At 69.1% G+C, this 22,723-nt stretch carries 20 protein-coding genes and 2 pseudogenes; 10 read left to right on the top strand and 12 right to left on the bottom strand.

Annotation, left to right across the window (positions count from 1 at the left end; genetic code table 11):
* Positions 1-7: 7 nt before the first annotated feature.
* Genes ACIBW9_RS36790 through ACIBW9_RS36780 form a run of 3 tightly spaced genes read right to left on the bottom strand, consistent with a single transcriptional unit; the run spans position 8 to position 3,400 of the window.
* Positions 8-1,663, bottom strand: a complete 1,656-nt coding sequence (locus ACIBW9_RS36790; protein WP_398961495.1) for a hypothetical protein — start codon at positions 1,661-1,663, stop codon at positions 8-10.
* Positions 1,664-1,671: 8 nt separating this feature from the next.
* Positions 1,672-2,166 carry a hypothetical protein gene (locus ACIBW9_RS36785; RefSeq protein WP_398961494.1) on the bottom strand — a complete coding sequence of 165 codons (495 nt, stop codon included), beginning with the start codon at positions 2,164-2,166 and terminating at the stop codon, positions 1,672-1,674.
* 13 nt (positions 2,167-2,179) lie between these two features.
* The gene (locus tag ACIBW9_RS36780) at positions 2,180-3,400 is read right to left on the bottom strand and encodes a CHAT domain-containing protein (protein WP_398961492.1); all 1,221 of its coding nucleotides are present in this window, start codon (positions 3,398-3,400) and stop codon (positions 2,180-2,182) included.
* A gap of 481 nt (positions 3,401-3,881) precedes the next feature.
* Here ACIBW9_RS36780 and ACIBW9_RS36775 point away from each other — a divergent pair, with 481 nt between their 5' ends.
* Entirely contained in the window at positions 3,882-4,304 is a 423-nt protein-coding gene (locus ACIBW9_RS36775) for a transposase (protein WP_398961758.1), read from the top strand.
* Between the two features lie 273 nt (positions 4,305-4,577).
* Here the strand turns inward: ACIBW9_RS36775 and ACIBW9_RS36770 are convergent.
* Positions 4,578-5,033 (bottom strand): annotated as a pseudogene (locus tag ACIBW9_RS36770) (helix-turn-helix domain-containing protein); the annotation flags it as partial.
* 343 nt (positions 5,034-5,376) lie between these two features.
* Between ACIBW9_RS36770 and ACIBW9_RS36765 the strand changes: the two are divergent.
* From ACIBW9_RS36765 to ACIBW9_RS36755, 3 genes are all read left to right on the top strand, one after another.
* On the top strand, positions 5,377-7,587 hold the full coding sequence (locus ACIBW9_RS36765) for an MMPL family transporter (RefSeq protein ID WP_398961490.1): 2,211 nt from the start codon (positions 5,377-5,379) through the stop codon (positions 7,585-7,587).
* Positions 7,588-7,697: 110 nt separating this feature from the next.
* Positions 7,698-8,972, top strand: a complete 1,275-nt coding sequence (locus ACIBW9_RS36760; protein WP_398961488.1) for a sensor histidine kinase — start codon at positions 7,698-7,700, stop codon at positions 8,970-8,972.
* A complete protein-coding gene (locus ACIBW9_RS36755; protein ID WP_398961486.1) occupies positions 8,969-9,649 on the top strand; it encodes a response regulator in 681 nt (226 codons plus the stop codon). Before ACIBW9_RS36760 ends, ACIBW9_RS36755 begins: the two co-directional genes overlap by 4 nt.
* 113 nt (positions 9,650-9,762) lie before the next feature.
* Here ACIBW9_RS36755 and ACIBW9_RS36750 read toward each other — a convergent pair.
* The 6 genes and pseudogenes from ACIBW9_RS36750 to ACIBW9_RS36725 all read right to left on the bottom strand — a co-directional run.
* A pseudogene (locus ACIBW9_RS36750) lies at positions 9,763-9,983 on the bottom strand (transcriptional regulator); the annotation flags it as partial.
* Positions 9,984-10,183: 200 nt separating this feature from the next.
* Complete coding sequence (locus tag ACIBW9_RS36745) at positions 10,184-10,507, bottom strand: alcohol dehydrogenase catalytic domain-containing protein (RefSeq protein WP_398961484.1); 324 nt, start codon at positions 10,505-10,507, stop codon at positions 10,184-10,186.
* Between the two features lie 176 nt (positions 10,508-10,683).
* Entirely contained in the window at positions 10,684-11,676 is a 993-nt protein-coding gene (locus ACIBW9_RS36740; protein ID WP_398961483.1) for a zinc-binding alcohol dehydrogenase family protein, read from the bottom strand.
* Positions 11,677-11,711: 35 nt separating this feature from the next.
* The gene (locus tag ACIBW9_RS36735) at positions 11,712-12,548 is read right to left on the bottom strand and encodes a DUF1295 domain-containing protein (RefSeq protein ID WP_398961481.1); all 837 of its coding nucleotides are present in this window, start codon (positions 12,546-12,548) and stop codon (positions 11,712-11,714) included.
* A complete protein-coding gene (locus ACIBW9_RS36730) occupies positions 12,545-13,468 on the bottom strand; it encodes an SDR family NAD(P)-dependent oxidoreductase (protein WP_398961480.1) in 924 nt (307 codons plus the stop codon). Before ACIBW9_RS36730 ends, ACIBW9_RS36735 begins: the two co-directional genes overlap by 4 nt.
* Positions 13,465-14,700 carry an acetyl-CoA C-acyltransferase gene (locus ACIBW9_RS36725; protein ID WP_398961479.1) on the bottom strand — a complete coding sequence of 412 codons (1,236 nt, stop codon included), beginning with the start codon at positions 14,698-14,700 and terminating at the stop codon, positions 13,465-13,467. Before ACIBW9_RS36725 ends, ACIBW9_RS36730 begins: the two co-directional genes overlap by 4 nt.
* 152 nt (positions 14,701-14,852) lie before the next feature.
* Between ACIBW9_RS36725 and ACIBW9_RS36720 the strand changes: the two genes are divergently transcribed.
* The 6 genes from ACIBW9_RS36720 to ACIBW9_RS36695 are packed head-to-tail and all read left to right on the top strand — an operon-like array spanning position 14,853 to position 21,702.
* Positions 14,853-16,079 (top strand): acetyl-CoA acetyltransferase, encoded by a 1,227-nt coding sequence (locus tag ACIBW9_RS36720; RefSeq protein ID WP_398961477.1) that lies wholly within the window; start codon positions 14,853-14,855, stop codon positions 16,077-16,079.
* A 60-nt stretch (positions 16,080-16,139) separates the two neighbouring features.
* Positions 16,140-17,657: a carotenoid oxygenase family protein gene (locus tag ACIBW9_RS36715; protein ID WP_398961475.1), complete on the top strand. Its 1,518-nt coding sequence runs from the start codon at positions 16,140-16,142 to the stop codon at positions 17,655-17,657.
* Positions 17,658-17,678: 21 nt separating this feature from the next.
* Entirely contained in the window at positions 17,679-18,632 is a 954-nt protein-coding gene (locus ACIBW9_RS36710; protein ID WP_398961473.1) for a winged helix-turn-helix transcriptional regulator, read from the top strand.
* Positions 18,633-18,652: 20 nt separating this feature from the next.
* A complete protein-coding gene (locus tag ACIBW9_RS36705) occupies positions 18,653-20,272 on the top strand; it encodes a long-chain-fatty-acid--CoA ligase (RefSeq protein ID WP_398961472.1) in 1,620 nt (539 codons plus the stop codon).
* Between the two features lie 36 nt (positions 20,273-20,308).
* Positions 20,309-20,641 carry a hypothetical protein gene (locus ACIBW9_RS36700; RefSeq protein ID WP_398961756.1) on the top strand — a complete coding sequence of 111 codons (333 nt, stop codon included), beginning with the start codon at positions 20,309-20,311 and terminating at the stop codon, positions 20,639-20,641.
* A gap of 50 nt (positions 20,642-20,691) precedes the next feature.
* Positions 20,692-21,702 (top strand): LLM class F420-dependent oxidoreductase, encoded by a 1,011-nt coding sequence (locus ACIBW9_RS36695; protein WP_398961471.1) that lies wholly within the window; start codon positions 20,692-20,694, stop codon positions 21,700-21,702.
* 102 nt (positions 21,703-21,804) lie between these two features.
* On the opposite strand, the gene ACIBW9_RS36690 is transcribed toward ACIBW9_RS36695, so the two are convergent.
* Both ACIBW9_RS36690 and ACIBW9_RS36685 read right to left on the bottom strand, forming a co-directional pair.
* Positions 21,805-22,068, bottom strand: a complete 264-nt coding sequence (locus ACIBW9_RS36690) for a hypothetical protein (RefSeq protein WP_398961470.1) — start codon at positions 22,066-22,068, stop codon at positions 21,805-21,807.
* 137 nt (positions 22,069-22,205) lie between these two features.
* Complete coding sequence (locus ACIBW9_RS36685; protein WP_398961469.1) at positions 22,206-22,694, bottom strand: hypothetical protein; 489 nt, start codon at positions 22,692-22,694, stop codon at positions 22,206-22,208.
* Positions 22,695-22,723 lie beyond the last annotated feature (29 nt).

Below are 22,723 nucleotides of genomic sequence, written 5' to 3'. Positions count from 1 at the left end.
GTCTGAACTAAAACGCCTGTTGGCGATGTTGTTTTAAGGCACGGGTGATCGTCTCGACGCTCGCGGCCGGGTTCTTGCGCCGGTCGGCATAGTCCGGAGCCACTGTGCTCATCTGCTCATAGAGTTCGCCGAGAAGCCGCTCTACTTCGAGGTAGTCGCGGAGGCCGGTTTCCAGATCCAGTTGTGGGGGGCTGTCGATGGACAGGGCAGTGTACCGACGGAAGTGCTGTGGCAAGAACCCAAAGTTGATGAGAAAGTAGGCTCCCTTAAGCCAGCGGATGAGGGTGCGCTCCCTGTCCAGTTGCCGCTCGAAGTCGGATCCAGCCTCGGCAGGCTCGGCAGGCGGAGTGACGGCCAGCGGGAGCGTCATGGCTGCGGCCCGATAGCTCTCCAGATCGTTCACAATCCGCTCTCGGATGGGATCGTGCTCGATCAGGTGGAACAGCGGATAGTTGAGGGTTCCTCCCAGGTCGGGTCGGCCTGGGTTTAGGTGGTGCCGTCCGCGCATTCTCGTTGCCTGGCTGAGGAGCCCCCGCCACCCTTCCAGCTGTTCCGCGGGGCCAGCGGCGAACAAGTCGTGCTCGCCCGCCAAGAGGTAGGCCAGCGAGGTGGCCCGCATGTAGACGGACCAATCGGAGCTGCCAGGCATGTCCCTGCGGACCTCCTCGAACTCGCGTATTAGCCCTAGCGTGTCGAGGTAGGCGGTCAAATCGTCCCGTTCGAGGGAGCCGTCCATCCACCCGACCAGCGTCCGAGCGTAAACACGGCTGGGGATGGTCGGCCACAGGACGTCCGCCAGGTACTGGTCATAGCGGCGGTTGATCAGGTGGAAGAAATGGTGTCCCCGCAGGTCGAGCGAAGGCTTGTCCTTCATCTCCAGCCACACGTACTGGAGCAGGGGATCTTGGGGTATGCGGTCCATCGACAACCGGATGAGCGTCCGCAGCATTGGACGGGACGGCGGCTGCCCGGATCTGCGCAGGCTCTCGGCTTCCGGTACGAACCCTAGCGTCCACATCAGGGCCAGCAGATGGGCGTGCAGTGTGCTGCGGAGCAGGTCGTCGGCCAGGTTATCTATCACCTGCGTCAGCCTTCGCCCGATTACACTGGCAAGGCTCCTGTACCTGACAATGCCTGCGATCAGATCGGGGTTGTCGTGGTACTTGGCAGCCATCAAGGTGTTGTAGGCGGTATCGACGATCCTTTGCGCGCCGAGTACGTCGCCGACCTTGAGCGCCGCTCGCGCATAGGCGTGAGGAAGGTGGGCCCACCCGAAGTCGGGCATGCCGTCGCGCTGGCCGGTAAGCCGGTCGCCTATGGAGAAGGCCCAGCCAAGTACGCAAGCCAGCGTGATCACATATGCGGTGGAAGGGCTACGCCGTAGTTGTCCGACGCCGAACTCGCTTGCCCTCACGTAGTGCCTGCCTGTGATCTGCGCCGCATCCCCGTCCACGAAACGGGAGATCGGCTCAAGGGTACGCAGTCCGTCATCGGCTACCTCGGTCAGCAGACGGCGCAACGGCGCCACCGACTCGTTCTCGCTGAGCCGCCGCAGTTCGGCCGCCCACCTGCTGCCCGGCCCTTCGGCCTTCATCCGCGCAACCGCCGGGGCCGACCAGTAGGAGTCGAGGCAGGTGTCGATAAACCGCTGATGACTCGGCACAGCGACGTCTACCCCCAGAGGCCTGATACCAGACCGGCAAGGAACTTCTTGATCGCCTCACCGGACTCGGAAAAGGTGATCTTGGTCCCCTCCTTGCCTTTGCCGACCTTGATCTCCTTGATTCTCGTGGCGAGCACCACCACTGCCCCAGCCAGGAGTAGGACCTCGGCGCCGGTCATCTTGCGGGTGCGCTCCTCGTAGGCCTTCGCCACCGCGTCAGCCAGTTCCCGATACCGGCGAACCTCATCGAGCACAACCTGGCACAGCCGGACCGCAGTCTCATCGTCTTCCAGCAGTTCCTGTACGACGCCCCGCTGGCCAGCGCTCAGCACGTCGATGGAGGCTGTTAGTTCCCGGGCCGCCTCGCCCGTGGACATCTCGATAGGGTCAGTCGGCAGTTCCGACCGATCCGAGAAGTCGGCGAGCACCTGCGCAGTCGCGGCCACAAGATCCCGTAGTTCGTGCGGGGACAGGTCCGGGTAGCGATCCCAGATCGACGACATCGCCTATCTCCTTCTAAATCCAGTCTCCGAGCAGCACAACGGCACCCCACAGGTGCAGCGCGTCGCGAGATACTAGTCCGTCGGCGAGCACCTGGTTCAGCGATTCGCGAACAGCGATGGCCTTGGGTTGTCGGCGCTCGATCCAATTGGCTAGGAACACCGACACCCATCCGGCGACGAAGGGGAAATCGGCCTCCCACTGGTGGCCGAGCACGCTCGCCGCGCCGGCCTGAAGCCATTGGTAGGCGAGGCTGGTGTAGGAGTCGCCGGAGCGTAACTCTCCGGTCGCTGTTGAACACCCAAGCAGCATCACCAGCTGCGCCCGGGTCTCGACGAGCATCTTGACCTCGGCGATCGTCATCAGCTGCGCTAACAGCGGGTGCGCCTGGAACTGGGGTTCCAACTCCAGCTGTGGGGGGAGGTAACTGAACGGCAGGTCCCGGAAAGCGAACGGCTCTCCGAGGTGCAGCGAGATCTCGGTGTACGGGCCAAAGGGGCGTCCTGTCAGAAGGAGCCCGGAGTTGTCGTGGTCCCGCACGTCGGTAACGCCGTGACACACCAGGCAGATGACATCGGCCTCCTTCGCCGACGATGACTTGAGCTGGTCCCGACTACGCATCACCTGCCCCTTGGCGAACCGATCCGCACATGCTTTGGCCAGTTCGGCGTAGCGGAGATCACCACCGAGCACGTCGACTCCCGCCGCACAGCAGGAGTTCGGCGTTTCGAACGCGTTCTCGGGGAGTCCGTCCGCCAGTGGAAACCGCCACCCCGCCATCCCTCCCACGCGCGCTGGGTTGCGGCTGACGGCTCGCTCGAAGAGCGTGGCGCTGGAGCAGTAAGAGATGCCGAACCGGTTTCCCAAGCACTCGTCCGCATCCCCGATAAACACCACCTGCAAAGGCAGGTCGTGTAGGAAGTGGTGGGGAATGATCACCAAGATGTCGTAGCCCGCAAGTAACTCCGAGGCCGGCAGCAGGCGTCGCCCCCAGTCTTGTGAGAATGAGCGCAGTGTCTTGGTCAGTTCGCTCGGCGGAAATCGGGTAGGCGCCCGTAACATCCACGCCAGACGTTCCACGGGCTGCGCCACCTGCTCCACCGTTGTCAACCGTGTCGACTGCCTGAGGCCGTCCTCGTCGATCAGGGTCACATAAACGTGCTCAGCTCCGACCTCATAGTGGAGCATCGCCACCCGCAGGTCGCCGACCCGCATGGTTCCGGCACGCGTTGCCATCCGGCCTCCCGGCGCTGCCTAACGGCTGCGTATGCAGCGTATGTTCGTACGGCCCCGCGCTCAAGTAGTGGGGACCATGCCTGGCTTCAGGACCGTTACAGATTCTTGGGGATGAGCCCTGAGGAGGTAGCCGCAGCACTGAACGAGGGCGGGTTCGCGCACGGGTCATCTCTTCGGCAAGCCCATGCTCGTGAGAATCAATTTGCTGAGATAGGCGTGACCGCGTACACACATTTGCCCGGCTGGCCTGGGCGCGGTGAGCGCAACCACCCTCCGAAGTCGAAGCGTGGATCTTCGCACCTGGAGCTACGTCACTACCCGAGTGGTCCACGTCGTGAGTCGCCCCTGAGCAACCGCCGGGCTTCCAGTTCGCTACCCGCAGTCAGCTCAAGCATTCCGCAGACTCCAATAGCCGGACTTACCGATATCGGCGTGAGCGTAGGTGTTCGGCCACTCGCTCCCTGTGATCTGGTGGATCACCATGGTGTGGGCCAGGTTGACGCCGTGGGCGGCCGGGTCTTCAGCATCTTTACCAGGAACGCGGTCGAGTCCACGCCCAGGCCTCTGTCACCTATTCGGGTCTGTTGCATCCTCGCTCCGGCGCGGAGCGCCGGGGAGTCAGGTCCGAAGTGATCTTGTGGGTTTGGTCGGGAGGCAGCGGACGTCCGCTGGGAGGGGCCGGGACTGCTGGAGTTCGAGTTCGCTGGGCCGGACCGGGAACCCCACCCACTTCCCGACCGCCAGCGCCTTCGCCCAGTATGCCTGCACCGCTCCCATCGAGATCGCCAGCGCCGACCGGGCACGCCACCGCCTGGCCAGGCGCGGTGACCGCCAGCTCAACTTGGCACTTCACACCGTTGATATCACGCAGATCCGCATGCCGGGCGTCCGGGTCCATGGGTGACATGTCGTCGCTGTCAGGTCCTGCAGTGGGACGACACCGGCAACCACCTGTGGAAACTCACCTCCCGCTGAGGCGACACCAGCGGCCCCGCGTCCGCCTTTCCGGCGGGTGCGGGGCCGCTGTCTCTCCGGCCGGGTAGCTTCGGGTTCGGGCGGTGTTTGTAAGCACCTCATTGGGCTCCACGGCACGGCTCAGAAGTGGCTCCACAACGTACGAAGTTGATCTGGCCCCACCTGATGGCCGGTGAGCCGTGAAAGGCTCGACGGATGGATTACGCGTTCGATGCCCCTCCCGTGGACCGGGAGCTTTTGGACTTCGCTGTTCGCCGGGCTGGGAGCGCTCAAAGCGCCGTACGGGTTCGCCGGTGGCCCGGTCGGTGGCGGCCAGGGCGGGCAGGTGGCGGCGGCGCAGGACGCGGTGGGCGGTGGAGGAGGCGATGTTGCAGCGGGCGGCCAGCCGCGCCGATCCGATGCGGTGTTCGCGGCGCAGGCACACGACCTGCTCCTCGATGGCGGCCGGGGTGCGGCCAGGCTGGTGGTGCGGGAGGCTGGAGCGGTCCTGCATCCCGGCGGCTCCCAGCGGCCGGTAGCGGTCTGCCCAGCGGGCTGCGGTGGTGTGGCTGACCTGGAGGCGTTCTGCGGCTCGTCGCAGCGGCTAGCCGTCCTCGACGACACACCGGGCCAGACGCAGCCTGCCGGTCGCAGCCAGCGGGGCAATACGGTGGAACAACGAGGGCCTCCTGGTGCCGGTTGCAGATATCGCAGTCCACACCGAAACCAGAGGCCCTCACCTCGTTCAAGGACCGCTCACGAAGTGTCGCCCGTCACCAACGCCCCGGACAGCACACTTGACCGCTTGGGCTTCTCGGGGAGGAGGTCCAGGCCGGCGTGCCGCGGGTGACGAAGACCTCGGGCCGATTTGGCAGCACCCCCCGTAGTACCCGCGGAGGATCTGTCGGCCGGTCCGTACTGCGTTCTCAGTAGCGGGGATGTCGGCAGGCGCACGACGACAGGACAGCCCGGCGCCGGGGAGCCTGGGCGGACAGTCGGCACCAGATGTGGAGATCCCTGCCGTGGCTACTTTCCTGTATCGAGTGGGCCGTCTGGCCTTCCGGCGACGCTGGTACGTCGCTCTGGTCTGGGCAGCCGTCCTGGCCGCTGTCGGACTGGGCGCCCTCAGGGCCCCGGGGGCCTCGGACGAGGGGTTCTCCATGCCGGGCATCGAATCCCAGAAGGCGTACGACCTGCTCCAGGAGCGTTTCCCCGGCACCATCCCCGACGGCGCGACCGCCCGGGTCGTCTTCGTCGCGCCGAGCGGGGAGAAGGTGACCGCCGCCGAGAACAAGCAGGCCGTCGAGAAGGCCGTCGCCGAGCTGGCCGACGGCACCCAGGTGGCAAGCGCCGTCGACCCGTTCCGGGCGAAGGCGGTCAGCAAGGACGGTACGACGGCGTACGCGACCGTCACCTACAAGGCCAAGTCCAACGACCTCACCGACACAAGCAGGACCCACCTGGAGCGGACCATCGACGAGGCCCGCCACTCCGGGCTGACCGTCGAGGCCGGCGGGACCGCGATGAACGCCCGCGGCGGCGCGGGCGGGGCCGCCGAGGTGATCGGTATCGCGATAGCCGCCGTCGTGCTGCTGGTCACCTTCGGCTCCCTGGCCGCCGCCGGGCTGCCGCTGCTCACCGCCGTCGTCGGCGTCAGCGTCAGCATGGCCACGATCCTGGCCCTGTCCCACGCGCTCGGCCTGTCCACGACGACCGGCACCCTGGCGATGATGCTGAGCCTCGCCGTCGGCATCGACTACGCCCTGTTCGTCGTCTCCCGGTACCGGGAGGAGCGAGCCAAGGGCCGTACGGCCCAGGAGGCGGCCGGGCTGGCGGTCGGGACGGCCGGTTCCGCGGTCGTCTTCGCGGGGCTCACCGTCGTCATCGCCTTGGCCGGGCTCGCGGTGGTCGGCATCCCGATGCTCACCAAGATGGGCCTGGCCGCGGCGGGCGCGGTGGTCGTCGCCGTGTTCGTCGCTCTGACGCTGGTCCCGGCGGTCCTCGGCTTCTGGCCGAACGCGGTGCTCACGCGGAAGGCCCGCAGGAGCGGCCGTGTCGAGGAGAGCACCCGGGACAACGGGGGCACCCGCTGGGCGCGGTTCGTGCTGCGCCGTCCCGTGCCCGTGCTGCTCCTCGGAGTGGTGGGCCTCGGGGCCCTCGCGGTGCCGGCGACGTCCCTGCAGCTGGGCATGCCCGGGGACGAGGCCAAGCCGACCTCCACCACCGAGCGCCGGGCCTACGACGACCTCGCCAAGGGCTTCGGCCCCGGCTTCAACGGACCGCTGACCGTCGTCGTGGACGCCAAGGGCGACGCCGACCCGAAGGGCGCGGCGCGGACGGTGTCCGAGAAGATCGCCGCCACGAAGGGCGTCGTGTCCGTCTCCCCGGCCCGCTTCAACGCCGCCGGCGACACCGCGGTCATCTCGGTGGTGCCCTCCACCGCGCCGACCGACGAGAGGACCAAGGAACTGGTGCAGACCATCCGGGGCGAGCGTCCCGGGGTCGAGTCCACGACCGGGGCGTCCTTCGAGGTCACCGGCACCACCGCGCGGAACATCGACATCGCCGACAAGGTGCAGGCCGCCCTCGTCCCGTATCTCCTGGTCGTGGTCGGCCTGGCCGTCGTCCTCCTGATGGTGGTCTTCCGGTCCCTCCTCGTCCCGCTCAAGGCGGCCGTCGGCTTCCTGCTGTCGGTGCTGGCCTCCCTCGGCGTGGTCGTGTTGGTCTTCCAGCAGGGCCACGGCGCCGGACTGCTGGGTGTGGACCAGACCGGGCCGATCATGAGCCTGATGCCGATCTTCCTGGTGGGCATCGTCTTCGGCCTGGCCATGGACTACGAGGTGTTCCTCGTCTCGCGGATGCGGGAGGCCTACGTCCACGGCGAGCCGCCCCGCCAGGCGGTCACGTCCGGCTTTCAGCACAGCGCCCGGGTGGTCGTGGCCGCCGCGCTGATCATGATCGCGGTGTTCGCCGGGTTCATCGGCGAGAGCGACTCCATGATCAAGATGATCGGGTTCGGACTGGCCTCCGCCGTCCTCTTCGACGCCTTCGTCGTACGCATGGCGATCGTGCCCGCCGTGCTGGCCCTGCTCGGCGACAAGGCCTGGTGGCTACCGAAGTGGCTGGACCGGCTCCTGCCGAGCCTCGACGTGGAGGGCGAGGCGCTCAGCCGCCGCGCCGAGGCGGACCCGGGCCCGGCCGAGGCGGCCGACCTGGCGGTGGCGCGCCCCTGACACCACCGCCCCACCCCGGGGCCGCCCGTGGCCAACGACACGGGCGGCCCCGTCGCCGTTCGTACCCGGAGGCGTCCACGATGGACCCAGCCCACCCACCGGAGAGCACGATGAGCACCAGCAGCACCAGTCCGGCCGCCGCGGGCACCAGCCTGGAACGCCGCTACACGGACCGCCTGGAGCAGTACGCGGACCGCTGCCCCCTCGCCGTGGACGTCGTGCTGGTCCTGGCGCTGATGGGCTGCGCGACCCTCGGCAGCCACCTCACCCTGCCCGGCGCCGAACCGCCCGGCCAGGACAGGGCCGCCCTCCTTCTCCTGGGCGTGTCCTGCCTCGCCCTGCTGAAACACCGCAGCCACCCGCGTACGGCCGTCGCCGTGACCGCGGTCTGCACGGTGATCGTCGTCGCGCTCGGGTACCTGCTCACCCCCCTGCTGCTGGCCCCCCTCATGGCGGCGCTCTACTGGCTGGCCACGCAGACCGACCGCAGGACCACCCGCGTCCACGGCGTCACCACCATGGCGGCGATGATGGTCGCGGCCGGGTTCTCCGGTTCCATGGGCCACGTCTCGCCGCTGCTCAGGACGATCGGCCCGTTCCTCTGGCTGCTGCTGCCCCTCGCCGCCGGCACCATGACCCGGCTGCGGCGCGCCTACCTGAAGGCGGTGCAGGCCCGTGCCGAACACGCCGAGCGCACCCGCGAGGAGGAGGCACGGCTGCGCGTCACCGAGGAACGCATGCGCATCGCCCACGAACTGCACGATGTCGTGGCCCACCACCTCGCCCTGGCCAACGCCCAGGCCGGCACCGCCGCCCACCTCGCCCTCACCAGTCCCGAGCAGACCAAGAAGATCCTCACCGACCTGACCGGCACCACCTCCTCCGCACTGCGGGAACTGAAGGCCACGCTGGGACTCCTGCGCCACAACGACGACCGCCACTCCGCACCGCTGGAGCCGTCCCCCGGCCTCGCCCGCCTGCCCGAGCTGGTCTCGGCGTGCGCGTCCGCCGGACTCACCGTCACGGTCAGCACGGAGGGGGAGCCGCGACCGCTCTCCCCGGGGGTGGACCTGACCGCGTTCCGGATCGTGCAGGAGGCACTCACCAACGTCACCAAGCACACCGCCGCGGAGGCCGCCCACGTACGGCTCGCCTACTCCGGCTCCCGTCTGCTGATCACGGTCACCAACGACGGGCCGGCCGCCACCCGCGGTCCCGAGGGCGCCCCGAGCCGGGGCTTCGGCGTCATGGGCATGCGCGAACGCGCCCACTCCATCGGCGGCGAACTGCGCGCGGGCCCCCGCCCGGAGGGCGGCTTCGAGGTCACGACCGCGCTGCCCCTCCAGCCCTCCTCCGCCGTCGCCGAAGAAAGCAAGACGCCATGAGCATCCGGGTACTGCTCGCCGACGACCAGGCCCTGCTGCGGGCCACCTTCCGGATCCTGATCGACTCCTGCGACGACATGGAGGTGGTCGGCGAAGCCTCCGACGGCGCCGAGGCGGTGGAACTGACCCGCGCCCACCACCCCGACATCGTCCTCATGGACATCCGCATGCCGGGGACGGACGGCCTCGCCGCCACGTCCGCCATCTGCGCCGACCCCGGCCTGGCCGCCACCCGCGTCCTCATCCTCACCACCTTCGAGACCGAGGACTACGTCGCCCAGGCGCTGCGCGCCGGTGCCAGCGGCTTCCTCGGCAAGGACGTCACCGCCGACACCCTCCTGGCCGGCCTGCGCACCGTGGCCTCCGGCGAAGCCCTCCTGTCACCCGCGGCCACCCGCACCCTCATCACCCGCTTCCTCACCACCCCCGCCCCCGGCACCCAGCTCGCACCCCCGGAACGCCTCGCAGAGCTCACGGTCCGCGAACGCGAGGTCATGGCCCTGGCCGCGGAGGGGAAGTCCAACACCGAGATCGCCGAGGACCTCACCGTCAGCCCGCTCACCGCGCGCACCCACATTCACCGAGCCATGACGAAACTGGGTGCCCGCGACCGTGCCCAACTCGTCGTCATGGCCTACCAGTCGGGCCTCGTACAGCCCGGCCCACCCGTGCCCTGACCCGGGCACGCCGTGGGCACGCCCCCGCGGTGCTCCGCGGCCTTGCGAGCGGGCGCCGGAGGTGGCCTCCGGCAGGTTCCGGCGCGGTCCACGGCCCGGATCAGCCCTCCCGATCAGCCCTCCCGTTTGATCCACTCACCGCCGCCCAGCAGGTAGTCGTAGCCCGGACGGTCCATGTCGGCGCTGGTGCGGAACGGGGTGCCGTCGTTGTCGATGTGAACGGTGCCGCGGCGGCTGCCGCTGGACCAGTCCAGCTGAGGTCCCAGCGGACGTCGTGCGCCTTGGTGTGGGCGATGACGTAGAAGACCTCCAGGTCGGACTCGCTGACCTTGTACCCTCGCCATCAGCGTTCTCCGGCGGACGGACGCGGAGTGGGCCGCGGTTCGGCCGCTGCTGCCGGTGCCACCGCTGCCGACGCGCAGGCGATGACGCGGGCGCCCTGCGCTTTGCCGATGCTGATGGCGGCCGACCCCACCGCGCCCGCGGCGCCAAGGATCACAAGGTCCTCGCCCGGTTGGAGTTTGGCCACTGAGGTCAGGGCGTCGATCTTGGTCCGGTATGTGGTGCCGGCGGTGGCGGCAAGGTCCGACGGCAGACCGTCGGGGTCGGGCGCAGCGCTGTTTCGTCCGCCGCGACCCGCTGGGCGAATCCGCTGAAGGGGGCCAGGCCGTGTACGCGGTCGCCGACCGCGAAGGGTTCGCAGTCGGGCCCGGCCGCGACAATCGTCCCCGCGATGTCGATGCCCGGCGTGAACGGGGTGGGTGGCGTGATCTGGTTGCGCCCCAACACCATGAGTGCGTCGACGTAGTTGACCACTGCCGCGGTTACCTCGATGAGGACCTGTCCGCCGGCGGGCACCAGTTCAGTAGACGGAATGGCGCACAACCCGGAAGCGGGGCCGGGCCGGTGACGAGGTCGAGTACGACACCGGCGCCGCCGGAGCACAGGTCCCACCCGATCCAGTCGAAGACGCTCGGATTGCGGTCTGGACACCCGGACCTGCCGGCCCGCCGGCCCATCGGTGGGCTGCGGCGCTACTGCGGGACCTGGAGTACGACCTTGCCGACCGAGCGGTTCGCGCGCAGATGGTCGGCGGCCGCCTTGGCGTCGGCGAGTGGGAAGACCCGGTCGATCACCGGCTCGATCCGGCCGTCGGCGACGAGGGGGCTGACGTCGGTGGCGAGGGCAGACCAGGCTGCGGCGAGTTCGTCGGGGCCGCGCACGCTGAAGGTGGTGCCCCGTACCCGAAGGCGGCGGAAGGCCAGCTCGTTGAGGTCGATGGTGGCGTGCTGTCCGGCCAGGCGGCCGATGTTGACGACAGTGCCGCCGATCCTCGTTGCGCCAAGGCACGAGGCGAAGGGCTCGCCTCCGAGGTGGTCGAGGACGATGTCGACGCCGACGCCGCTGGTCGCTTCCAGTACGGCGGCGCGCAGGTCGGTGGTGGAGGTGTCGATGACGAGGTCGGCGCCGGCCCTGGTGATGACGTCGGCCTTGCCGGCCGAGGTGGTGGTGCCGATCACGGTTCCGGCGCCGAGAGCCTTGGCGAGCTGCACGGCGAGCAGCCCGACGGCGGTGGTGGCGCCCAGGATCAGCACATCTTGGCCTGCCCTGAAGCCCGCCTGGGTGACCAGGGCGTCGTGTCCGGTGAGGAGGCCGACCGGCAGAGCGGCGGCATCGGTCCAGCCCATCGGCTCGGGGATGCGGACGAGGTGGCGGTGGTCGAGCAGTGCGTAGCGGGCGAAAGTGCCGAGCGTCACGCCCATGATCCGGTCGCCGACGGCGAGGGAAGTTACGCCCTTGCCGAGCGCGACCACCTCCCCGGCGAGCTCCAGGCCCGCCGTGTAGGCGCTGCTCGTGCCTGCGCCCGGGTTATAGGTGCCTTCCAGCATGAGCAAGTCCGCACGGTTGATCCCGGCGGCATGCACGCGGACGAGGACCTGTCCTGGCTCTGGCGTCGGCACGGGCACGTCGCGCAGCTCCCAGTCGGGGGCGACACCGCCGACGAGAGCGGGCATCGAATCGGTCATCATGGGCTCCTCGGGATAGATCATGATGCAGGCCATCAAAGGTGTAGGTGATGCTGATACCGGGCCCGCCGCCGGGGCGGCAGCGGGAAGAAACCGCTGGTGCGCGCCACGTAGTCCTCGTACGCGGCGCCGCGGCGCTTGCGCATCCCCTTCTCCAGCAGTGCCTTGCCGCTGTAGTTGAGCAACATCATCGTCATGACGACGGGCGAGACGACTGTCAGGAGACCGATCGGGTGGCCGAGAGCCAGCAGCCACAGTCCGACCCAGACACAGGAGTCTCCGAAGTAGTTGGGGTGTCGGGTCCAGGCCCACAGTCCCCGGTCCATGACCTGGCCCGCGTTGGCGGGGTCCTTCTTGAAGCGTGCCAGCTGGGCGTCGCCGACGGCCTCGAAGAGGAAGCCGACGACCCAGATGGCGACACCGGTCCAGGCCACAGGGCCGAGGGACGACCTCTCATACATCGCGAGTTGCACGGGGAGCGAGACGACGAAGAGGACTACGCCCTGCAGACCGTAGATCTTGCGTATGAGGAACCCGACGAGTGATCCGGTCTGGCGCCGCATGAGGGCGGTGTAGCGCTTGTCCTCGCCGTGCCCACGGTTGCGGTTGGCGATGTAGATGCCGAGCCGTAGTCCCCACAGCGCGGTGAGGGCGAGCACCACGCCACGCCGTGTGGTGTCGCCGCCGGATCCGGCGGAGGCGAGGAAGCTGACGAACGCGAGGACGACGAAGCCCGGTCCCCAGAAGATGTCGATGATCGACTGATTGCGGATGCGGATGGCGACCGCCATGATCGTGCCGAAGAAGACGACCACGGCGACTACACACCACACCAGGTTCAGGGCGAAGCCGTCCCAGGAGAGGTCGTTCACGGAGTGCTCTCCTCGTGCGCGGAGGAGCCCTGCTGGGCGACGTCGGCCGCGAAGTCCTGGAACGCCGCCTGTGCCTCGGGGAAGGTGTGCTGCACTCCATCCCGGCTGGTCTTGAGCACGCCCTCCAGGATGCTGGGGTCGAGGGGGCCGTCGGGCAGTCGCACCGTGGCGCCTTCAATGGCATCGGCCGCCCTGATGCTTCCGGCGGCGGCGACGATGACCTGGCCGTTGGCGGTGGAGCGGGGGTCGATCAGCGAGCTGACCAGCGGGGCCACCGACTCCGCGCTCATGAGATCGACATAGGTCGGGTCCATGGCCCCTGCGGTCATCTGGGTGGTGGCGTAGGGCAGAACGACGTTGGTGAGCACTCCCCGGCGTTCGCCCTCCACTGCGGCCGTGCGGCCGAGTGCGATGACGGCGCCCTTGCTGGCGGCGTAGGCGGAGACCGTGGGCTCGCCGTACAGTCCGGCGGTGGAGGCGATCAGGACGATCCGTCCGTGGCCCGCCTGACGCATGACCCGGGAGGCGGCCGTCGTGACGAGGACGGTTCCTGTGACGTTGACGGCCAGGACGTTCGCGAAGTTCTCCGGGGTGGTGCTGTGGAGCATCTGCGGGCCGCTCACGGCGGCGCTGGTGACCAGGCCGTCGAGTCGTCCCCAGTGTTCCAGGGCCGTGGCCACGAGGCGGTCGGCGGTGGCGGGATCCTCGACCGCGCCGTGGTCGGCGACGGCTGTCCCGCCCGCCGCCTGGATCTCGCGGACGACGTGGTCGGCGGGGCCGAGGCCGTTCTCGTCGACCTGCCGGTTGCGGTTGTTGACGATCACCCGTGCGCCGCGGGCGGCCAGGTCAAGGGCGAAGGCACGCCCGAGGCCCTTTCCTGCGCCGGTGACGATGACGACACGGTCCTTGAGGTCGTTCACTGAGAGATCCTTTGGATGAGTACGGCGACGCCGAGCCCGGCGGCTCCGGAGACGGTCGCCACGCCGTAGCGGCCTTCGCGTTCTTCCAGCTCCTCGACGCAACTGCCGACGAGGATGGCGCCCGTGGCGCCGAAGGCGTGCCCCATGGCCATGGTGCCGCCGTTGGGATTCATTCGGTCGGGGCCGGCGTCCAGGTCACGGCGGAAGCGCAGGCACAGTGCCGAGAACGCTTCCGCGAATTCGAAGACGTCGATGTCGGACGCCGTGAGGCCGGCGCGCGCGATGACCTTCTCGACGGCGCTCTGCCCTGCCGTCAGCATGATCACGGGATTAACGGCGGCCGTCGCGGCGGCCAGGATCCGGGCACGGGGCCGCAGTCCCGTACGGCGGGCCGCCGCTTCGTTCCCGATCAGGAGCAGGGCGGCGCCGTCGGCCATGGCGGGTGAGGTGCCAGCGGTATGCAGGTGCTCGATCCGCTCCGCGACGGGGTGGGCCTTCAGCGCGATCGAGTCCTGGCCCTGGGCGCCGAGCTCCGCGAAGGCGGGGGAGAGCCCGGCGAGTGTTTCGAGGGTCGTGCCCGGGCGCACCAGCTCGTCGTGGTCCAGGGCGAGCCCTGCGGTATCGGGCGGGAGCGGGACGAGGGAGCGGGAGAATGCCTTGCGCTCCCACGCACGGGCCGCCTTGGACTGGGTCTCCAGGCCGTAGGCGTCCAGTTCCTCGCGGGTGTAGCCCTCGAGGGTCGCGTTGAGGTCCGCGGCGATGCCCATGTGGACTGAGCCGATGCGTCCCACGGTATCGGCGTCTGTCCACAGCGGGCCGCGGTCGGCGAACATCGGGACTCGCGACACGCTCTCCACACCGCCCGCCACGGCCAGGTCCAGATCGCCCGAACGGACCCGGGCCGCTGTCTGGCCGACGGCGTCCACCCCCGAGGCACAAAAACGGTTGAGGGTGGCGCCAGGCGCGCGTTCCCCCCACCCGGCCAGTAGGGCCGAGGTACGCGCCAGATTGGCGCCCTGCTCGTCGACCTGCGACGCGCAGCCGAGAACGACGTCCTCTACTTGCTCGGTGTCCAGGCTCGTGCGCTCGGCGAGGTGGCGTTGGAGATGGACGACGAGCTCGACAGGACTACGGCTGCGCAGGGAGCCCTTGGTGGAGGCTCGGCCGCGCGGCGTGCGGACATAGTCGAGGACGAGTGCCTCGGGGGATCGGGGTGGTGCGGTCGCGAGCATGGCGGCTCCTCATGCGGAAGGACCATAGCGAGCTTCACTTGTAAGAGTTACTCTGGTAACTGTAGTAATGCCTTCCCGGCTTTGACAAGCGCCTGCAGCCACGGGCCGTCACGCCGCGGGACGACGGCACACAAGGACGCGAAGGAGCGACCATGACCGACACCGGCATATGGGTTCTCGGCGGCTACCAAAGCGATTTCGCGCGCAATCTGGTGCGTGAGGGGAAGGACGTGGCCGACCTCACCCGCGAGGTCGTCGATGCCACCCTCGCCAGCGCTGGCATGACGGGGGAGCAGATAGGCGTCGTCCACGTCGGCAACGCGTTCGGCGAGCTTTTCGCCAAGCAGGGCCAGATGGGAGCCATGCCAGCCACGGTCCGCGAGGATCTGTGGGGCGTGCCCGCCGCACGGCACGAGGCCGCCTGCGCCTCCGGCAGCATCGCCATCCTGTCCGCCATGGCAGACCTGCGCGCGGGCTCCTACGACACCGCGCTCGTCGTCGGTGTGGAGCTTGAGAAGACCGTGCCGGGCGACACCGGTGCCGAGATGCTGGGCACCGCGGCCTGGACGGGCCACGAGGGTCAGGACGCCCGCTTCATGTGGCCGTACATGTTCAGCAAGATCGCGGACGCCTACGCCGACCGGTACGGCCTGGACGAGGCTCATCTGCGTGGGATCGCCGCGGTCAACTTCGCCAACGGCCGTCGCAACCCCAACGCGCAGACGCGAGGGTGGGACATCCCGTCACTCACGGGCGAGGTCGACGACAAGGTCAACCCGCAGGTCGAGGGCCGGATGCGGCGGTTCGACTGCAGCCAGATCACCGACGGGGGTGCCGGAGTCGTCCTGGTCAACGACGACTACCTGCGCCGACACCCGCATCTGCGTCCGTGGGCTCGCATCCTCGGCTGGGGTCACCGCACGGTCGGCCTGCCGCTGGAGCAGAAGTTGAGCCGTTCCGAGAACGATCCCTACCTGCTGCCGCATCTCCGCCAAGCCGTCCAGGACGCCTTCGCTCGGGCCGGTGTGGACCTCGACGGGCTCGACGGGCTGGAGACGCACGACTGTTTTACGGCCAGCGAGTACATGGCCATCGACCACATCGGGCTGACCGACCCCGGGCAGTCGTGGAAGGCCGTCGAGAACGGCGAGATCGAGGTCGGCGGACGCCTTCCCATCAACCCCAGCGGCGGCCTGATCGGCGGCGGCCACCCCGTCGGTGCCACCGGCGTGCGCATGCTCCTGGACGCCAGCCTCCAGGTAGCCGGCCGTGCCGGCGAGTACCAGGTCGAAGGGGCTCGCACCTTCGGCACGCTCAATTTCGGCGGCAGTACGGCCACCACCGTGAGCCTGGTCGTCGGGTCCGTCCCTGCAGCCTGACGCCGGAGCATCCGCAGGCCGCACCCGCGCTCCGCAAAATACCGAGGAGATATACACGTCATGGATGTCGAGATCGTCGGGCGGTTGCTGTCCACGCTTCCCGTGGACGACGACCACCCCTACCGCACCGGCCCCTGGCGGCCGCAGACGACCGAATGGCTTGCCGACGACCTGGAGGTCGTCGAGGGCGAAGTGCCGGCCGACCTGGACGGCATCTATCTGCGCAACACCGAGAACCCCGTGCACCCGGCGGTGAAGAACTACCACCCCTTCGACGGGGACGGCATGGTGCACGTGGTCGGGTTCCGCGACGGGAAGGCCTTCTACCGCAACCGGTTCGTGCGCACGGACGGCCTGTTCGCCGAGATCGAGGCCGGATCCGCCCAGTGGGCCGGCATCTCCGAGATGCCGGACTGGGCCCCCCGGCAGGACGGCTGGGGCGCCCGCGGCCGGATGAAGGACGCCTCCAGCACCGACGTCATCGTCCACCGCGGCATGGCCCTGACCAGCTTCTACCAGTGCGGCGACCTCTACCGTCTCGACCCGTACAGCGCTGAGCCGCGGGGCAAGGAGACCTGGGGCGGCGCCTTCCCCGCCGAATGGGGTGTCTCCGCGCACCCCAAGGTCGACGACACCACCGGCGAACTGTTGTTCTTCAACTACAGCAAGCAGGCGCCGTACATGCACTACGGCGTGGTCGACGCGGACAACCGACTGGTGCAGTACACGGAGGTGCCGCTGCCAGGACCTCGGCTGCCGCACGACATGGCCTTCACCGAGAACTACGCCATCCTCAACGACTTCCCGCTCTTCTGGCAGCCCGAGGCCCTGGCCCAAGGGGCCCACATCCCCCGCTGGCACCGCGACATGCCGTCCCGTTTCGCCGTCGTCCCGCGGCGGGGAGGGGCGGAGCCGATCCGCTGGTTCGAGGCCGAGTCGACGTACGTACTGCACTTCACCAACGCCTACGAGGACGGCGACGAGATCGTGCTCGACGGGTTCTTCCAGGGCGACCCCGAGCCGGCCGACACCGGCACCGGCGACAAGTGGACGCAAGCCTTTCGGTTCCTGGCGCTGGACCGCCTGCAGACCCGCCTGCACCGCTGGCGCCTGAATCTGGTCACCGGGCAGGTGAAGGAGGAGCGGCTCACCGACACCATCACCGAGTTCGGCATGATCAACTCGGCCCATGCCGGAAAGCCCTACCGCTACGCCTGGGCAGCCACCGGAAAGCCGTCCTGGTTCCTCTTCGACGGCCTGGTGCGCCACGACCTGGTCACGGGCACCGAAGAGCGCATCTCCTTCGGTGAAGGCGTGTACGGCAGCGAGACGGCCATGGCGCCTCGAGTCGGCTCAACCGGCGAGGACGACGGCTATCTGATCACCCTCACCACCGACATGAACGCCGATGCCTCCTACTGCCTGGTGCTGGACGCGGCCCGGGTGGCGGACGGCCCCGTGTGCAAGCTCAAGTTGCCCGAGCGGATCTCCAGTGGCACCCACTCCACCTGGGCGGACGGGGCCGAACTGCGCCGCTGGCACACTGCAGACACCGCCGCACAGGCGATCGATCTGTAGCCGACAGGAAACGAGCACACCATGGATTCCGAGCAGCCCACCCACCTCAAGGCCGGCGCGCCCAATGCCATCGGCAGGACCCTGGGGCTGCTCGGGGACGAATGGACCTTGCTTCTCATCCAGCAGGCGTTCCTGGGCGCCACACGGTACGGGCAGTTCAAGGCGGCGCTGCCCATCAGTAACGCAGTCCTTACCGCGCGCCTCGGCAAGCTGACCAAAGAGGGGCTGCTGGAAAGGCACATCTACCAGAGCAGCCCGCTGCGGGCCGAGTACCTCCTCACCCCGCGCAGCCGCTCCCTGTGGCCGGCCCTGCTGACCATCTGGGACTGGGAGCGGCACTGGGTTCCCGCGCACGCCGCCACATTGCCCCGGATGGTGCACACGGAATGCTCCCAGGAGTTCACGCCGGTTCTCTCGTGCGGCGCGTGCACGAGGCCTGTCGCCGCCCGTGACATGGACGGGGTCTGGGGCCCCAGCGGCTCCTGGGAGCGCTCCGTGCCGACAGCGTCGACCCGGCGGCGCTGGGACTCCGACCAGACGCCCGGCCAGGCCGGCATGTTCCCGGAGACCATGGCCATCCTGGGCAATCGCTGGTCCTCGGCCCTCATCGGCGCCGCCTTCCGGGGCGTCACCCGCTTCGCCGACTTCGAGCGAACGCTCGGTGCGCCACCGGCCCTGATCGCCGACCGCATCAAAGCCTTCGCGGCCACCGGAGTGCTGGAGGCGACCCGGACCGAAACGCGGCCCGGCTGGGCCGAGTACCGCCTGACGGAGAAAGGCCGAGCCTTCTACCCGGTGATCGCCACGACCCTGCACTGGGGACACAGCTGGTTCCTCGCCCCCGAAGGGCCGGCGTTCATCCAGACACACCGCTCCTGCTCGTCCGTGTTCGTGCCGGAGCTGCGCTGCGACGGGTGCGGCAAAGCCCTGCACCGCCGCACCATCCAGATTTCCCCCACCGCCGCCGGCCCCTGAGTCTGCCTCAAAGGAGAGACATGACCATGCCCTCGCGATCGTCGGACAGCCCAAAGGATCAGGCTGTCACCGTCCCCCGTACCGTGGCCAGTCTGATCCGGGCGACCGCCACCGCTCACCCGGACGCTCCTGCCGTGGCGGGTGACGGCCGGCCCGTTACCCACCGTGAGCTCCATGAGCGCTCCAGTGCGCTCGCCACCGCGCTGCTGGCCGCCGGGCTCGTCCCCGGCGACCGGGTTGCCTACCTCGGCCGCAATGCCACCGAGTACTGGGAGCTGTTTTTCGCCGCGGCCAAGACAGGCCTCGTCGTCGTCCCGCTGAACTTCCGGCTGGCGCCGGCGGAGGTGGAATGGATCCTGCAGGACGCCCTGCCCGCCGCGCTCGTGGTGGAGGAATACCTGGTACCCCTGGTTCCGCCTGGACTCGTCGGAGACCTGGGGGGCCGGACCTTGGTCTTCCGCCAGGGCGGGAATCCCGATACGTGGCTCGGCTGGAGCTCCTTCGACGAGGTCGTGGGCGCCCATCCCGCGCAGGATCCACACCGCGACGCCGGCGGCGACGATCTGCTGTGCCTGATGTACTCCTCTGGTACGACCGGTCGCCCCAAGGGCGTGAGTATCAGCGCCGGTGGTCTGTTGTGGGCGATCGACACCTTCGGCGCACAGTTCGACGTCTCACCGGCCTCGGTGAGCCTCGTGCCCACGCCCTACTACCACATCACCGCTGGTGGATGGGCGCTCATCGCGCTCACGGCTGGTGGCCGTATCGTCCAGTTCACCGAGGCGAGCCCGGACCGGATGCACACCCTGCTGGTCCGCCACCGTGCAACGCACGTGATCATGGTGCCCACCCTCATCCAGTACTTCATCTCCAGCCCGGCCGCCTCTCAGACCGACTACTCCAGCGTCGAGTGGCTCCTCTACGGTGGCTCGCCCATCTCGGAATCCGTCATGGTTCGCGCCCAGGAGCTCTTCGGCGCCCGGCTGGCACAGGGTTACGGGCTGACCGAGACCACCGGCGTGGCGACGATCCTCGGCCCCGAGGACCACACCACCGAGTGGGCCGGCAGACTGCGGTCCGCTGGCCGTCCGGTCCCAGGGGTGGATATCGAGATCCGCCAAGTGCTCACTGGAGACGTCTGCCCTCCCGGCACGCACGGAGAGGTCGTCGCCCGCGGGCCAGGAGTGACGCGCGGCTACTGGAACCTGCCGCAGGACACGGCGGACGCCTACTTGCCCGGTGGCTGGTTCCGGACCGGAGACGCCGGCTATCTCGACGCCGACGGCTATCTGTTTCTCCAGGACCGGCTCAAGGACGTCATCGTCTCCGGCGGGGAGAACATCTACCCGGCCGAGGTGGAGAACGCCATCATGTCCCACCCGGACGTGCTTGAAGCCGCCGTCATCGGCATCCCCTCCGAGCGGTGGGGCGAGACCCCGTACGCCATCGTCGTGCCGCGCCATGGTTGTGTCGTCGAGCCCGCCGACGTTGTCGCCCACACTCGCGCGCATCTGGCCCACTACAAGTGCCCCTCCGCGGTCCAGGTCGTTGACGCTCTGCCTCGCAACCCGTCGGGAAAGATCCTCAAACGCGAATTGCGACACCCCTTCTGGGCGGGACGGGACCGGACCATCTCCTGACCGACCCCGCCGTGGTTTCCGTTTTGCCATGCTCTCCTGACATACCAGGGAGTCGGGACCGGCGGTCCAGCCGATAGCGAGGGCGCGCACGTCCGTCGACGACCGCGCCAGCGACACGCTCTGCGGAACTTCGCCGAGGCCTTCGCCGCGACCTGCCTGAAGTTCCAGCGCGACCTGAAGATCGACGACGCCAGGCTCAACCCCAACGGAGGCACTCTGGCCATGGGCCACGCCTTCGCCGCCACCGGCCCGATCCTCGCCGCCAACTGCCTCGGCGAACTGGAACGCCGCGGTGAACGCTTCGGGGTGATCGCCGTGAGCGGCGCCGCCGGGCTCGGCAGCGCGACCGTCCTGGAGCGGATCGCATGACGGACGCGGATCTCACGACGGACGCGGATCGCACGACAGAATCGGTTCTCATGACAGACCGGGAATCCCCCACCCCCTCACTGGCCGTCTCGCTCGGTTACTGGCAGGACCGCCCCCCGGCCGAGGCCCTGCGGACCGCACAGCTCGCGGACGAGCTGGGCTACGACCGCCTGTGGATCGGGGAGATGGCGACCTACGACGCCTTCGCCCTCGCCACCCGGATCGCCGACCGCGCGGGCCGCCTGCACCTGACGGTGGGCCCCCTCGCGGTCGCGGTGCGGGATCCGATGCTCATCGCCCGCGGTGTCGCCTCGGTGGCCGACCTGTCCGGCCGGGGCGTGGACGTCGCGCTCGGCACGTCCAGCCCGTTGGTCGTGGGCGAGTGGCACGGGCGCAGCCGCGAACGCTCGACCGTCCGGCTGCGGGAGACCGCCCAGGCGCTCAGGTCGCTCCTCGACGGCGAGAAGACGAGGTTCAACGGCGAGACGGTCACCACCAACGACTACCGGCTGCGACTCGACCCGCCGGACTCCGCCATCGCGATCGCCGCCTTCGGCCGCAGCGCCGTCCGCACCGCCGCGCGGTACGCCGAACGCATGGTCCTCAACCTCATCACGCCCCGCTCGGCCGCCGCTCTCGTCGACCAGATGCGCGAGGACGCCACCGAGGCGGGACGCACCCCGCCCGCCGTGACCGCGTGGGTGATCGGCGCGGTGGACGCGGACCCCTCGGCCGTCGACCAGCTGCGCCGGGGCGTCGTGGGCTACCTCGCGGCACCGGGATACGCCGAGATGTTCACGGAGGCCGGCTTCGGAGACCTGGTCGCCTTCGCCCGCAGCCGCCCGCATCCCAAGGAGCTGCTCGCGGCGGTCCCCGAAGAGCTCGTGAGCGCGGTGGGACTGGTGGGCGACGAGGCGACCGTCCGCGACCGGCTCGCCGAGTACGCGGCGGCCGGTGTTGACGAGATCGCCGTGGTGCCCGCCAGTGTGGACGCCGATCGCGGAGGGCGGCGCACTCTCGCCCTGCTGAGAGAGATCGCGGGCCGGAAAGAAGCCGGCTGACCACCCCGGTCGCACCAACGAGGCGCAGCCCGTGGTGGCAGGGCAGCGACGCCGCTACGTCACTGCCCTCGCCGACATCGGCCGCCGCCCGTTCTGCGCGGCTCAGCCCGTCCGCCCGCCGGCCCCGGCGCGGGTCGCCGGCACAGCCGTCTGATGCTCGGGCCTGGCGGGCCGGACGAACGCGAGGACGAACGCCGGGACGAGCATCGGCAGAATCCACACCCAGAAGTTCCAGCGCGGCCCGAGCTCTGCTGCGGCGAGCCGGCCACCGAGAGACGCCGCAACGATCGAGCCCACGCGTCCGACGGCGAACGCCAGCCCGACCATAGTGCTCCGCGCCTGCACCGGATAGCTGTTCACCACCAACCCGGAAACGACAACCCGACAGGCCCACCACTCCCACCGAAGTACCGATCTCATGCCCGACCAGCGGAATCGCAGCGATCACGTCCGGAAAGACTTTTTAGAGATCTGCAACAGCTGGGGTCACGGCGTTTGAGGGTCTACCTCGTCCAACTGCCGGTGCGGGGTCCCGTGGGGCCAGGTGCCGGGTCACGAGGGTGACGAATGCGCAGTTCAGGTCCTCCGCGGCCTGCTGGGGAAGCCGTACGTTCCGTAGGACGGCCCCCTTCATCTGCTCGGCCTCCACCTTCACGGTTGGCCTGCCTTGACTTGGTGCAGAGAAGGCTGCACTTGCGGACGCCGGCCTGCTGCGGGACGGTCCCCACGGACTCCAGCTCGTCCCACAGCGTCCACAGACCCCGGGCGAACAGCTGCTCGGGGTGGCGGGAGTCGTCCAGGACCGTGATCCCGTCGGCTTTCAGGTGCCCGGCCCGCGCCAGCTGCACGAACCTGACGCCGTGGGAGCGCAGCAGCGGGAGCATGAACTCCTCGCACAGCAGCCGGGTTTCGGGCCACTCGCTGCCGGTGGCCGTGTAGAGGACGGCGGTGCGCTTGAGGTCGATGCCGTGTGCGGCGGGGTCGGTGAGCATGCGTGCGAGGTAGGCGGTGGAGTCGGCGC

Source organism: Streptomyces sp. NPDC049541 (genome assembly GCF_044465725.1).
GTDB lineage: Bacteria > Actinomycetota > Actinomycetes > Streptomycetales > Streptomycetaceae > Streptomyces.
This window is presented reverse-complemented; position numbering and strand designations above follow the sequence as displayed.